Annotated in this window: 13 protein-coding genes; 1 reads left to right on the forward strand and 12 read right to left on the reverse strand. The window is 39.5% G+C overall.

Annotation, left to right across the window (positions count from 1 at the left end):
* Window positions 1–15: 15 nt before the first annotated feature.
* Window positions 16–2,466, reverse strand: a complete 2,451-nt coding sequence (locus SMIDD28_RS04980) for a bifunctional DnaQ family exonuclease/ATP-dependent helicase (protein ID WP_061425139.1) — start codon at window positions 2,464–2,466, stop codon at window positions 16–18.
* A 198-nt stretch (window positions 2,467–2,664) separates the two neighbouring features.
* Complete coding sequence (locus SMIDD28_RS04985; protein WP_061425141.1) at window positions 2,665–3,594, reverse strand: peptidase U32 family protein; 930 nt, start codon at window positions 3,592–3,594, stop codon at window positions 2,665–2,667.
* A gap of 139 nt (window positions 3,595–3,733) precedes the next feature.
* On the opposite strand from SMIDD28_RS04985, the gene SMIDD28_RS04990 reads away from it, so the two are divergent.
* Window positions 3,734–4,021: a DUF3270 domain-containing protein gene (locus SMIDD28_RS04990; RefSeq protein WP_061425143.1), complete on the forward strand. Its 288-nt coding sequence runs from the start codon at window positions 3,734–3,736 to the stop codon at window positions 4,019–4,021.
* A gap of 28 nt (window positions 4,022–4,049) precedes the next feature.
* Here the strand turns inward: SMIDD28_RS04990 and ciaH are convergent, their stop codons facing one another.
* From ciaH to SMIDD28_RS05040, 10 genes are all read right to left on the reverse strand, one after another.
* Window positions 4,050–5,384 carry a two-component system sensor histidine kinase CiaH gene (gene ciaH, locus SMIDD28_RS04995; protein ID WP_061425145.1) on the reverse strand — a complete coding sequence of 445 codons (1,335 nt, stop codon included), beginning with the start codon at window positions 5,382–5,384 and terminating at the stop codon, window positions 4,050–4,052.
* The gene (ciaR, locus tag SMIDD28_RS05000) at window positions 5,374–6,048 is read right to left on the reverse strand and encodes a two-component system response regulator CiaR (protein ID WP_000590639.1); all 675 of its coding nucleotides are present in this window, start codon (window positions 6,046–6,048) and stop codon (window positions 5,374–5,376) included. Before ciaR ends, ciaH begins: the two co-directional genes overlap by 11 nt.
* A 107-nt stretch (window positions 6,049–6,155) precedes the next feature.
* On the reverse strand, window positions 6,156–8,702 hold the full coding sequence (locus SMIDD28_RS05005) for a M1 family metallopeptidase (RefSeq protein WP_061425148.1): 2,547 nt from the start codon (window positions 8,700–8,702) through the stop codon (window positions 6,156–6,158).
* A gap of 121 nt (window positions 8,703–8,823) precedes the next feature.
* A complete protein-coding gene (locus SMIDD28_RS05010; RefSeq protein WP_061425149.1) occupies window positions 8,824–9,264 on the reverse strand; it encodes an ASCH domain-containing protein in 441 nt (146 codons plus the stop codon).
* Window positions 9,261–10,109 carry a putative PEP-binding protein gene (locus SMIDD28_RS05015; protein WP_061425151.1) on the reverse strand — a complete coding sequence of 283 codons (849 nt, stop codon included), beginning with the start codon at window positions 10,107–10,109 and terminating at the stop codon, window positions 9,261–9,263. Before SMIDD28_RS05015 ends, SMIDD28_RS05010 begins: the two co-directional genes overlap by 4 nt.
* Window positions 10,087–10,590, reverse strand: coding sequence for an NUDIX hydrolase (locus tag SMIDD28_RS05020; protein WP_061425153.1), 504 nt, complete (start codon window positions 10,588–10,590; stop codon window positions 10,087–10,089). Before SMIDD28_RS05020 ends, SMIDD28_RS05015 begins: the two co-directional genes overlap by 23 nt.
* A gap of 9 nt (window positions 10,591–10,599) precedes the next feature.
* The gene (locus tag SMIDD28_RS05025) at window positions 10,600–11,298 is read right to left on the reverse strand and encodes a 3-oxoacyl-ACP reductase (protein WP_061425155.1); all 699 of its coding nucleotides are present in this window, start codon (window positions 11,296–11,298) and stop codon (window positions 10,600–10,602) included.
* The gene (locus SMIDD28_RS05030) at window positions 11,291–11,527 is read right to left on the reverse strand and encodes a DUF2829 domain-containing protein (protein WP_000141913.1); all 237 of its coding nucleotides are present in this window, start codon (window positions 11,525–11,527) and stop codon (window positions 11,291–11,293) included. The genes SMIDD28_RS05025 and SMIDD28_RS05030 overlap by 8 nt, the downstream gene beginning before the upstream one ends.
* A 114-nt stretch (window positions 11,528–11,641) precedes the next feature.
* The gene (locus tag SMIDD28_RS05035) at window positions 11,642–12,457 is read right to left on the reverse strand and encodes a hypothetical protein (protein ID WP_061425157.1); all 816 of its coding nucleotides are present in this window, start codon (window positions 12,455–12,457) and stop codon (window positions 11,642–11,644) included.
* 117 nt (window positions 12,458–12,574) lie between these two features.
* Window positions 12,575–13,600 (reverse strand): DNA/RNA non-specific endonuclease, encoded by a 1,026-nt coding sequence (locus tag SMIDD28_RS05040; RefSeq protein WP_061425158.1) that lies wholly within the window; start codon window positions 13,598–13,600, stop codon window positions 12,575–12,577.
* Window positions 13,601–13,617: the final 17 nt, after the last annotated feature.

Here is a 13,617-nt window from a genome sequence, read left to right on the forward strand (position 1 = left end):
ATACAATACTATTTATCAAAGTTCATTTAAAAATTTATCAACAGCCTCATCAACTTCGGATTGAGAGATGGTTTTAACAGTCGCTTCTTTTGCTAGAGAAGTCACTATTTGCTTGCCGTATCGTTTTCCGACGATTCTCCTATCCAGAATGAGGGTTAAGGAACGTTGGTATTCGCGTCTCACACTTCTTCCCAAAGCCTGTTTTAAACGAATAATAGCCATTGGCAATTGATAATCATAAAAGGCATTTTTCCCTTCTTGATTCAGTTCCTGATTGATCTTTTTCGTCAAGGGTTCTTGGGGATTTTGGAAAGGAAGTCTTGGTACAACTTGAATCACAAAAGGATGACTTGAAAAGTCAACTCCCTCCCAGAAACTTGCTGCACCAAGCAAGATTTGTTGTTCACCTTTTTCAAAGCGTTTCTTCAGTTGATGAACATCCCCATTTTTATACTGGGCCAAATGGCTCACAGGGAGTATATCTGATACTGCTAGAAGCATGTCTTTAGCAGTAAAGAGAACTAAAATCGGTTGCTGGAAAGCTTGAATTTCCACTAGTAAATCAGCTACCTCTCTGGCATAAACTTCTAAGGAGGTTTCTGTTACCAAGGGAAAATCCTTGACCATGACTACTTCTTGATCCTGTTTTTTGCCAGCTTCAATCTTAACAAATTTAGCTTCGGGATAGCCTAACAGGTCTGCCAAAGAAACTCTCTGACTAATCTCAAGAGTAGCCGACACTCCCAAGACTTGACATGAATCAGGCACTAAGGAAGATAGGAGAATACGTCTTGATTTTGTAGAGGAAATCTGAATTTTCTTCTGACCCGTCTCAGTTGCTTCAAGCCAGTAATCTCGGTCAGCTGTAAAATAGCGAACCAGTTCCTCAAAATCTTCTACTTCTAATTCTGAAAAATACTGGTGGAGATTGGCAAGAGAATCTAAGATATTTTTCCTAGATTTGCCAGACTGAAATTGTTCTATCAAGTAGAAGCACTCAAAGCGAATACTTTCTAGTATTCGTTGCTGAACCTTATTTTGCTCCTCCAGTAAAGCCTTATCAAGCAAATCGATAATAGACTGGATATCATGGGTCTCTTGAAGCAGATTTTCTAGAGCCAACAAGATCTTTTGAACTTCATCAATAATCAATAAACGGTCGCTGACAAATTCAGGATTATCTTCCAGTCTGGTTACAAGATAGGCATGATTGGTCACTAAAAGCTTGCAGGTTTGTGCCTTTTCTTGACTACATTTCCAAAAATCTTCCGTCACAAATAAGCTCTGAGATGATAAATTCCCGTCATGACGAAGATCAGTCAGAAAATGTTGGTAACGGTAGAGTTGGCCAATCTCATCCAAATCCCCCGTTTCTGTCTCTGTTAGCCAGACCAAGAGTTGCATTTTAAAGCGTCTAAATAAGCGATTTTCATCATTTTCCTGCAAGGAACGACAAAAGGCATCCAACTTCAAATAATTTTGAGGTCCCTTTAAACTATGAATATCTATATGGAACACTTCCTTGAGACGTTTACCTTCTTCTTCCATGATCTGATTTTGAAGAATCTTTGTCGGAACACTAAGGACAATTTGACGCTCTTTGGCTTGAGATAAAGCGGGTAAGAGATAACCATAGGTTTTCCCAATCCCTGTCGGTGCTTGAATCAGAGAGACAGACTCATCTTTCAATAGCAAGCCAACCTCTTTAGCAAAATTTTCTTGCTTCTCCCTCACTTCAAGATTCAACAGAGAAATATTTTTAGAAAAATCTTGAGATAGTTTTCGTGGCTCCAGAGGAGCTGCAGTTTTCTTGAAATACAGTCCTTGAACTTGGACCAAATCTGAAGAAGTCAGGATAGATTGGTTGCGATAAATTTCCTCAATAACCAAGTAGGACTCATATAAGAGAGCGTCAGCCATTTCCAGCAAGCGTTCCAAGAGACCTTTAGGAAGTTGGGCCATCTTTTCCCGTAGAAATAAGAGTAATTCCGCAGTAGCTTGGGCATCTGAAAGGGCTGTATGAGCATGTTTTAGAGGAATTCCTAATTCTCGACACAATATCGGCAAGCTATATTTTTCCAGTTCAGGGAAAAAGACCTGGGCCAATTCGACCGTATCTACACGAGGATTTTTTAGTTCATAGCCTTCAAAAAATAAATTTTCCGCCAAAAGATTGGCATCAAACTGAACATTGTGGGCTACAAAAATCCCATCCTTCACCAAGTCAAAGATTTTTTTAGCAACTTGCGAAAAATCAGGTGCTTGCGCCAGACGTTGGTCTGTCAATCCTGTCAGTTCTTTGATATGAGCATCTAAGGGTTCATGTGGATTGACATCCGTCGTATAGTGATCGACGATTTTTCCATCCTCAATCACAACAATTCCCACTTGAATAATTTTAGCCTTACTACCTGTGCTAGTTGCCTCTAAATCCACCACAACATAGCGATTACCAATCGTTTTCATTATAAAAAATTATACCAAAAAAAGAGCCATTTGGCACCTGCAAACATGGGATAATTTTCAAACTCAAGAAGGTTACTTTTCTTAAAAATCCCAACAAACAGAGCATCCTAGCCTACTTATTTTTTGAAAATATTGGAGAATAAGAAAAATTGAGAGAAGAAATGTTTGCATCTTCCCTCTCTCAACGAATCATTTACTTTATTTAACCATGTCAGGATCGTAGTCATAAAATCCTGTATCAAGGAAACGGTTTTTAGGGTGTAACTTACGTACTTCCTCATCCAGCAAGAAAGCTTGGTCATGGCTAAAGTTGCCCTCTTGGATCAAGCTACGCGCTTGGATAAAGAGTTTTGCAATCTCAACAAAGTTCTGACCTGGAGTGTAGAGTCCTTCTAGTTTCCAGTGAGTGAAACCATGCTCTACCAATTCTGTCAATTTTGTCATCAAATCAAGGTCATTGTTAGCAAAGATGTGGGTCCCATGATTGTCTTCAAAGATAGAGTAATGGCTCTCAGGATCACTTGGCTCAGCCAAGAAAAGGTCACGTTTACGCGTCTTTTCATCATCGATATGCGTAAAGTTATAGTAGTTTTGCAAGAGCGGACGTTTAGAATGATGGATAACGCTAGCTCCGTAAACCAAAACTTCAGCAGGAATTTCCAAAATCTCTGGCATTTTGAAAAGTTCAGCTGATGGAATTTCACGCGCCAAAACAGCCTCAGATGCGCCAGCCTTCTGTCCCCAGAAGTTAATCTGACGACTACTTGTCACCATAGTTGAAGCATCATAGATGGTCTTAAAGGAATAACCATCGCGGTTGACTACGTAAAAGACACCTGCATCCCCAATTGTAATGTAATCTGTCTTAATTTCTTCCAAGAAGTCCAGGAAAGGCTTGATACGGTCCATCATATCTTGGTGCATGAGGGCATTGACCGCAACGATCAATTCTTTACCAGTATCATGAACCAGCTTAGCGATTTCACGCAATTGGTCATGACTAAAGGTTGTTGGCAGACGAAGGCCAAAATCTTTCTCACCGACATAGATACGGTCTACGCCAGCTTCGAGTAGTTGTTCAACTTGTTCAATACTTTCAGCAGTTGCTGTAATGATAATCTTTTCCATAAGAAAAATTATACCACATTTCTCCAAAATCAGCCATTCTTTGAAAATGAAAAGGGACTTTATTCTTTTTGTAATCTTTCTGTAATAATTCTCTGCTGAAAAAATGATAAAATAGGTATGTACTGTTAAGGAGAGAATAATGCCCGTAAGAAAATTACAATCCTATGAGGTAGACTATCAAGAAGAATTAAGCCGTCAGATTCCTCGCTATCAAGATTATACACCTGAAGCGCAATCTGATGCCAATCTCAAGGAAATCCTATTTTTTGTTAATATCGCTGTTTTTTGTATCTGTATTGCTATCTTTAGTTTTATCTTTTTAGCATTAAAATTCTCAACTGCTCTTGCCTTTGCTGCAGCAATCGGATCCAGCTTACTTGTTTTAAAAATTCAACGGTCTATTATCAAACGAAAACTTAAAAAATAAACATATCGCCCCATCTGGAGCGATATGTTTATTTTTTCTTTTTAGATGGTGTGTGGATGGCAATCTTCACTTCAAAGACTGTTCCTTTCGGTTTATTATCTTTAACAGTAATGGTTCCTTTAAGCGCATCTACAATTTGCTTAGCTAGGGATAACCCTAAACCAAAACCACCTTTTTGCCGAGTTCTAGCCTTGTCCACTCGATAAAAACGATCAAAAATTTTCTTCTTATCTTCTGTCGAAATACCGACTCCATTATCAGAAACCAGTAAATACAGATTGCGATCAGTCGCCGAGATAAGAAAATCAATTTCACCATCCTCTTCAGTATACTTGACAGCATTATCAAATAGGATGGTCATCAGTTGTTTTAGTAAAAGCTGATCTGTGACAATCGTTCGATGGATGCGATTTTCAAAACGGAAGACACGGTCATTTTCAGAAGCAATCATCTCATAGTTTGTAAACGTCGTATTGAAAAAACTGGTTGGAACTTCTGCAAGTTCTGGCTTGATCCCATCATCTCTCCGAGCTAAGTTAAGAAGATTTGTCGTCAAAAAGCGCATATTTCTGACTTCTTCCAAACTCGATGCAATGCTTTCGCTCACATCCATAATGGTAGCTTCTGGCTTACGGAAAAGGGTCTCTAAGCGATTTTGCAAAACTGCAAGTGGAGTTCGTAACTCATGACTAGCATTTTCCACAAAGGACTGTTGCTTCTGCATGCTCTCAAGCAGGGGTCTAACACTGACCCTAGCTAGATAGAGACTGGCAACTAAAGACAGAATCCAGAAACTAGCCATCACGACCACAATCAATTTCTCATGCTTTTGACTGGCCTGCTCCAACTGACTGGTATTAATCAAGACAGCAGCATATTTTACGTTGGTTGACACAGAGTCAATATTAGTCTCCATCAAAATCATACGATAGATTTCTTCCTGCCCATAGCTATTAAAAACCTGAATCTGGTAGATATGTCCTAGTTCTTTTTTCTCTAACTTAATCTTATCCAATCCCAAAAATCGGTTTCCAGAAAGGAGCTGGGTAAAATTCTTATCAAAGAGAATGACCTCCGTATTGGAGCTGACATTGGGCTTCACCTCAGTCTTACTAGAATCTGTAGCGGCATTCTCTAAATCTTTAATCTCTTCTGTTGCCCTATTTACTGCCAGCTGGATAACTGCCTGAGGATTTTCACTCAGTCCATGAAGCTTATCATCCACCGAAGTATAAAGACTCGAATGCATGACCTGCAAAATAATCAGAGTCATTGTAGAGAAAATCAGAGTGAAGACACCAAAGTTGCGGATAAAATAACTAAAGTCATCCGCATACCATGTTTTTTTTAGTTTACTGAACATCTTTTAAAATATACCCAACACTGCGCAAGGTTTGCAAATTCTCTGCAAAAGTGGTTCCTTTTAATTTCTTACGGACTTTTGAAACATAAACTTCTACAACTGAAATCGTTGTGTCACTATCAAATCCCCATAGACGATCAAAAATCTGAGTCTTGGGCAAAATAACATTTTGATTTTGAAGGAAATAAACTAATAAATCGAACTCTTTCCCCAGCAATTCGACAGGAGTATCTTCGACTTTAACGGTATTGGTTGACAAATTAACCACAATATTTCCATAAGTCAAGGTATTTTCATTAAACTTGCCTGAACGTTTGAGAAGGGCCTGAATCCGCATTTTGAGTTCTTCTAGGTAGAAAGGTTTGGTCAGATAATCATCTGCTCCCAGTTCAAATCCATGTCCCTTGTCATCCAAACTTTCCTTGGCAGTCATGATCAGAACTGGAGTCGTAATTCCCTTTTCACGCAATTCTTTCAATACTTGGAAGCCATTTTTTTCAGGCAACATCAAATCGAGCAAAATTAAGTCATAGACGCCACTCTCAGCTTCGTAGAGTCCTTCTTCACCATCAAATACCTGCATGACATCCGCAAAATCGTCTAAAAAGTCAAATACTGAATTTGACAGGCCTAGGTCATCCTCAACTAATAAGATTTTTATCATGAGAAACTCCTCCTTATTAAAACCATTATACCAAATTTGCCTTAAAAAAAACTCAACTCCCTCTTACTTTAAGAGAGAAAGTTGAGTTTTTATTATTTTACGAATGTTTAAGCTTTCCCATATTGAAGAACGACTGCTTCGACTGCAGCTTTTTCACGGTTAATCAAGTCAACACGCGCTGCAATTTCCTTGATTCCCATACCGATGTTACGGCTAAGAGCTAGGTCAGAAAGTTGTGGCTCAAAGAATTCCTTGTATTCCGCCAAGCGTTGCTGAGTTTTAAATACATGGGCAGGAAGGATAACAAAGCTATCAAAGCTCATATCTCCTCCAAGAGCTGCCTTAATCCAAGCCCAGTTTTCACGCGCCCAAGACCAAGCTGTTTCCTGAGTTACTTGGTGAGCTAGGAATTGGTAATACCAAGCAGACAAGTCCTGTGGTTTGACCACAAATTTGTCCTTCCAAGAAGCAATCAAGGTTTGGATATTGTCCGCATCTATACTGTAGGCAAGAGCCGCGGCCAACTGACGTTTAAAGACAGCATCTGTTGCGTGAGTATAAGAATCAAGATAAAGTGCTAACAAGTCTTTGGTCTCATGATGTTTCATTTCATTGATCAGAACTTGTGAACGAATAGCTGCTGGGAGTCCTGCAAGATTCTCCTTGTGTGTTGCGAAAATTTGGCTAGCGACTTGACTAGCTTCTGCATCATTTGAGCGAATCATCATAGAAACAGCCAGCTGACGAACCAGTTCATCCTCATCTGATTCTCCGTCTTTAGCTTCAAAACCAAGACGGTCATAGTTATGACGAGCCAATTTAGCGACCAATACTTTGAAGGCTGTCTCAGCTTCTGTTCCTTCATCGATAAAGCGATCGAGGGCAAAAATTACTTCAGAAACAGCTGAAACGACAAGATAAGATTCTTCCTTAGCAAGTCTATCAAGAACTGGGAGCAAGTCTGCATAAGAAATGTGCCCTGATTCAGCAAGCAAGCGACGTTCTTGGACGATTTGCAGTTTGCTTGTGTTATCAAGTGTCTCTAGCTCAGCAAGAACTGCAGCCAACAAGTCTCCTTGATAGTCGGTAATGTAGTGGGCTGTATTTTCTGTGTTAAGGCGAAGTGCTGTTTTGTTTTCTGCAAGAAGAGCTGCGTAGCCAGGGATTTCGATACTTTCAGTTTCAAGTGTATCAGGCAAGCCTTTCCAGTTGCTATTGAGTGGCACAACCCAGAGACGGTTCTTGTCTTCGTGCTCACCGATAAAGAATTGTTTTTGTGAAATCTTCAAGACATCATTTTCAACTTTAACAGTGAGAACTGGATAACCAGGTTGTTCCAACCAAGAATCCATGAAGGCTGCGACATCACGTCCTGACGCTTGACCAAGGGCATCCCAAAGGTCACTACCAATGGTGTTGCTGTATTGGTGTTTTTCAAAGTAAGCGTGCAAACCTTTAGCAAAATCAGCATCCCCTAGCCAACGACGAAGCATGTGCATGAGGCGACTTCCTTTGGCATAGACGATAGCGCCATCAAATAACGTATTGATTTCATCTGGATGTTTAACTTCGACGTGGACAGACTGAACGCCATCAGTAGCGTCACGTTCAAGAGCAAGAGGTACTCCACCTGTTTGGAAATCTTCAAAGATATTCCAGCTTGGTTCAATAGCATCCACACAGACGTATTCCATCATGTTGGCAAAACTTTCATTGAGCCAAAGGTCATCCCACCATTTCATAGTTACGAGGTTACCAAACCATTGGTGAGCCAACTCATGTGCCACAACTAGGGCAACTTGTTGACGACTGGCAAATGTAGAGTTTTCATCTACAATTAAGCAAACTTCACGGTAGGTCACAAGACCCCAGTTTTCCATAGCTCCAGCTGAGAAGTCAGGGAGGGCTATGTGGAGAGATTGAGGGATTGGGTACTTAACTCCATAGTAATCTTCGTAAAACTCGATAGAGCGAACAGCGATATCCAGTGAGAAATCAAGGTTTGATAGTGGATGAGCTTTGGTTGAATAAACACCTACGAGAGTACCGTTTTTAGTCTTAGCCGTCACACCTTGCAAATCACCCGCAACAAAGGCCAACAAGTAAGAAGACATGCGAGGTGTTGTCTCAAACTTCCAGATACCTGTTTCCTTACGTTTTTCAACATCGATTTCTGGCATATTAGACAAGGCCAATTCACCTTCTGCTTGGTCAAAACGTAGAGAGAGGTCAAAAGTTGCTTTGGCTTCTGGCTCATCCACACATGGGAAGGCTTCGCGCGCAAAATGGCTCTCAAATTGAGTAGACAAGACTTCCTTCTTGACTCCATCAACTGTGTAGTAAGATGGGTAAATCCCTGTCATGTTGTCTGTAATTTTTCCTGAGAAAGCGATAATCACTTCAACTTGACCAGCCCCAGCCAATTCGATATGAAGGGCTTCATTGTCATGATCAACTGTGAATGGGCGAGCTTCCCCTGCAACTTCTACAGAAACGATTTCCAAGTCTTTTTGGTGAAGGGAAATGCGGTCACTCTGTGCTTGACCAGTGATGGTCACCTTCCCAGAAAACGTCTTGGTCTCACGACTCAAGTCTAAAAATAAATCATAATGTTCAGGAACAAATTGCTTAATAAAATGTTCAACTGCTTGCATAATTTTCTCCTATCTAAGTTTAAGAGCTAGAGCTCTTCTTCAAACAAACTTATTATATCATGTTTTGCTTAAGAAAAAAGGATTGGACGGTAATTTCCAAAACTTTCTTCCTTCTATCTGTCTACAGAGGGTAGACCTTGCGAAATTCTTCTAAAACAACCTTGCTGTCAGGTATAAAAGTCAGTCCTGCTTCTCTCAACCACTCGGCGAAACAATCCTCATGAACCTGGCGCCAATAGGCTAGGGATTTGTCACCTTCCCCTTCTTTGAAGGCATGGTCAGCTGACACTTGATTGAAGGGTTCAACAGAAACCTTTGTAATTTCAACAATGCAGACAGCCTGATTTTGACTATCTAAAATAACATCAAAGGTGCCTTCTTGCGGAAGAGACTCGTCTTCTAGTGCGTAGAGGTCGTAGGCCGAGGCGGTTGCTGTCTTTTCTCCTTTTAAAACCAAATCTGCTAAGATATCGGCTTCCACTCCAAAAGCCCAAGCATCGATTTCATCTCCGATAGAGGGGTTAATTTTCTTGTATGCATTCCACATTTCTTGCGGTGTCATAGGTATCTCCTTTGTAATTTTTTACTTTCTTCTTTTACACGTTTGAGGTGGTCTGGATGGTCAATCTCTAAATCAAAAATATCCGGAATAGAGCTATAATGGAGAATGCATTCGATATCCATCTGATTCATTTTTTGTATGAAAGAAGTATTCAGATAGCCTGCTACAACAAAGTCAATCTTTTTCATCCTTGCTTTATTATGCATATCTCTTAGCATATCTAACATTATTGGACTTTCCATATCATGCCATTGACTGTTTCTCACAGTCGCAAAAACAAAAGAAGTCAAATCATTCATTCCAACTACAATCTTTGAAATGCCCGCTTCCAGTATCCTATCCAAGTCAAAATACGCTGACGGTAATTCAATCATCGTGCCAACTTTCCCAGTAAAACCCTGCTGACGCAATACTGTAATAGCTTGCTTTAACTGTTCAGCATCATTGACAAAAGGAAAGATAACAGATAGATTGGGATTGTTTTGATAAACTTCTGTAACGACATGTGCTTCAGCCTGAAATTCATCCGGACACGCCAGCAAACGCCTAGTTCCTCTATATCCAAATAAGGGATGATTTTCATCAAAATACTCTTTAGTCCCCTTTAGACAATTAGCTTCTGTATTCGTTAATTCTGAAAAACGATACCAAACTTCTTCATCTGAATACAAGGAGCAAATGGTATCTAGATAATCTTTTACAAATTGCTGACAACCTGCTAATAGGATGTTTTGATTGAGCTCTCTCAGTAAGTATTCCCCACGAATCATACCGACGTGGTGCAATAACTGAGGATAAACTTTTTCAGTGATTTTCTCGCCGCTAAGGGCTAGTTGGTTTTTCATGTCCATTCACCTTCCAATTCATATACAAAGTCTTGTCCAATTCTGGAAATCCTAATAATTCAGACTTAACCTTCAAGACTAATGGCGATGCATTTTCTTCTGTTATCTCTTGAATATCCATCCAAATATATCCAAGTGAATCATTCGCACCATCAGACACAGCTTCCGAAATCGTAACTTGAGGTGCACTCTCATTCATTTCAACATCATACAAGGCCATGATATGGTGAACCATAAAATTTTTTAACTCTTCCCTGACGAAAACATCGTAGATTCGAGGATTAGAGTAGCTTCTAACAGTAAATCCCGTCTCTTCCATAACTTCTCTAGTCAGCGTTTCCGTCAGTCCTTCACCAAGTTGCTGACTGCCTCCAGGTAGGTCATACCGATGTTGATAAGGGCCTCTCGTTTTTTCAATGCAGAGTAACTTCTCATTTTCAAAGCAAACAGCGTAGACTCCAAAATGTCTTTTGATTTCCATCAGATCCTCCTATTTCAAAGACCATCCGCCATCTATTGTCAGAATTTGACCCTGCATGGCAGATGCCTTTCCACTGGCCAAAAAGAGACTGACTTCTGCCACTTCCTCTGGTTCAATCCAGCGCTTGATTGGTGTTTCACTAGCAACCCAGTCAGCCAATCCACCTGGCTCAAAATCTGCAGCGGTCATAGCTGTCTTGACTGCCCCTGGAGCGATACCAAAGATCTGAATCCCAGCTCCAGCATAGTCTAGAGCCAACTGCTTGGTAAATCCAGCCAAGGCGTGCTTCGAAGAAGTATAGGCGTGTCCACCGCCACCTGCTAGGCTAGAAGCAATAGAGCACATATTGATGATGATTCCCTTTTTATTTTCCAGCATTTGTGTCAAATAATAGCGAGTCAACTCAACAGGAGTCACGTAGTTGATTTCAAAAATCTCTTGAATTTCCTGGGCTGATTGTTCCAAAAGCGGTTTATAATCATCCAAAACTCCAGCAGTATTGCACAAAACATCAACCTGAGGACACCAGTCAAAAATAGGCTCCAAGTCCAAGGTTAAATCTCTCTGTAAAAAGTGAAAATCACCCTCTAAGAGTGGATTTTCACCTTGGTCAACTCCATAAACTTGATAGTCCTTCTCTAAAAAAAGTCGAGCCTGAGCCAGACCAATCCCTGAACTTACTCCCGTAATCAATACGCGTCTAGTCATGCACTTCTACCCAATCCGTCGCCAAAACATCACAAGGTGTCGGACTCCACATGGAAAAACCTTCTCCTTCGCCAGAAACGTTGATTAGGAAGTAGGGCGTCACTTCAAGTGCAACCCCATTTTGCTCGATAGTGTCAAAAAGTTGAACATAGTTTTCAGCACCTCCCCAACCAGTTCGTACATATTTTTTCTTAGCCTTTAATCCAGGCAGAATTTCTTCAAATGTCATGTTTTTCTCCTTTAATATCAATAATTCTCCCCTTCATTATAACAAAAAACCGCTTTGCAACGGCTTTTTGACTGTATGTTAGTTAAATAAACTAATAGCTATCCAATTTTTAAATTATTTAAGTTCAATCAGTTTATTATAAATTTCTTCAGTTAAATCTTTCTGCTGTGTTCCTGTTAGATAATGTGAAGTACGAATTAAAACTGTTCCATAAACATAGTGTGATCCAGGATTTAAAGCAGTACCATCAAATGCGCTAATATAGGTGTTGCGTTTTTCAGCTTCTTCTTTTGTCTTATACACCTCTACATTTCCACCAGCATCATTTCCTTTCTGAACAATATCAGATCCTTCTACTGAATGTGTAACTTGATTGTCAACAAAATATACAGACGCTGTATACCCACCTTGTTTATTCAATTTATTATTTGGATCGTTATTTTCAGTAACAGACTGTACTCCTGTAATTGAAGAAATTTCTTTGAGTCTTTCTTCAACAAAAGTATTAGATGGATTTGTAATTTGTTTTAGCTGAAGAATACTATTTTGATAAAGAGTCTGTTTGTCAGATAAATTCTTTATTGTTTCACTATAGTCCACTGGCTTGCTTAATTCTTCTATTTGCTCCTCAATCTTAGCAGTTGATTTCTCCATTTCTGGTACTTTTCGAAGCGAATTCTGACTATCTTCAATTGCTTTTTTTAATTCTTCTAATTTTTTTGAATCCAATGGCTCTTCGCCACTATCAATTACTTTCTCAGTCTCAGCTATTTGGTTTTCAACCTCTTTATTTTTTTCTTGTAAATTTTTGACTATATCTTCAAACTTAGTTACAGCAGATCTGTAGGGGACATAAGATAAGAAATAGTATCCAAGACCAGAAATTCCTAATATCAGACACATTGACAATATAATTATTTTTTTCTTCATATTAATCTCCAAAAAATATTTAATATCTCCATAATTCTACTATATTACCCCAAAACACGCAACAAAAAAAACCGCCTTGCAACAGTTTTTTTTGACTGTATATCTACTAAATTTTTCCTACCACTGCAATCCAGCTGCTTTAATTTCTTTCTTAGAGGCATACTTGCCATTTGGTTTATGCCATCTTCCTCTGGAATCTTTGAAATAACCACCTGAATTTGCTGATTGCGTATTTGATTCCTGACTCTCTTCCTTTTCTTGTTCTGCTTGACGAGCCTTTTCTTCCTCTTCTTTCGCCTTCTTCTCGGCTTCTTCTTTTTCCTCCGCCTCTTTATTAGCCTTTTCCTCAGCTTCCTTCTTGGCTTTTTCTTCTTTTACCTTTGCGTCTTCAACTAGGTTTTTAGCAGTACCATCCAAATAGTTAATTTCTGCATTAGCCGAAACATTATCTAAAACGACATGCGTCACAAAATACTTATCCACCTTTTCCTTACTGCTACCCAACTTAATTTCTAAGAGCTTACCATTTTCATCAATCCCTACATATTGCAACCCTATTTGTCTAGGAATAAGCTCATCATTTTGATAAATTGGCGTCACCTTGTAATCAAGATAGTAGTTAGGATGATTAGCAAGCCATGAATCCAATCGATTTTCATAGTATAGCATACTACTCTGGTTATATTCGTCAGTTCCAGAATAGTTTCCAGCATTAAGCCAGTTAGTCATAGGAACTAAATTTCTCTTTTCATCATTCAAACCACTAAATTGGTAGCCAATCAAATGACCTCTACTCATCAACCAAGCTTCTTCCCGGCCATCTCCGTAAAAGAATTTATAGTTGTGCCACCCTACTGGATCATAGGTCAATTTTGAATCTCTTTTCTCAGTTGGCTCATCGCTATCTTTTAGCTGAATATGAGCACCCGTCGCGCGATTTTTAGAATCTAGTTCGCCAAGTTCAAGCTGTTTTTCACTTTTAAAAGGCAATAGACCTGCTTCTTTGAACAACTTTTCATCAAACTTGGCTTGGTTTTGTTCCACTTTTGCTTCTGAAACTTTTGTCTCTTTCTTATGATCAGAACAAGCCACCAAAGTAAAGACTGATAAAAAGGCTAGACTCGCATAAACCAACTTCTTCATATTTAACATCCTTTAGC

Origin of the sequence: Streptococcus mitis (assembly GCF_001579045.1) — a bacterium.
GTDB lineage: Bacteria > Bacillota > Bacilli > Lactobacillales > Streptococcaceae > Streptococcus > Streptococcus mitis_D.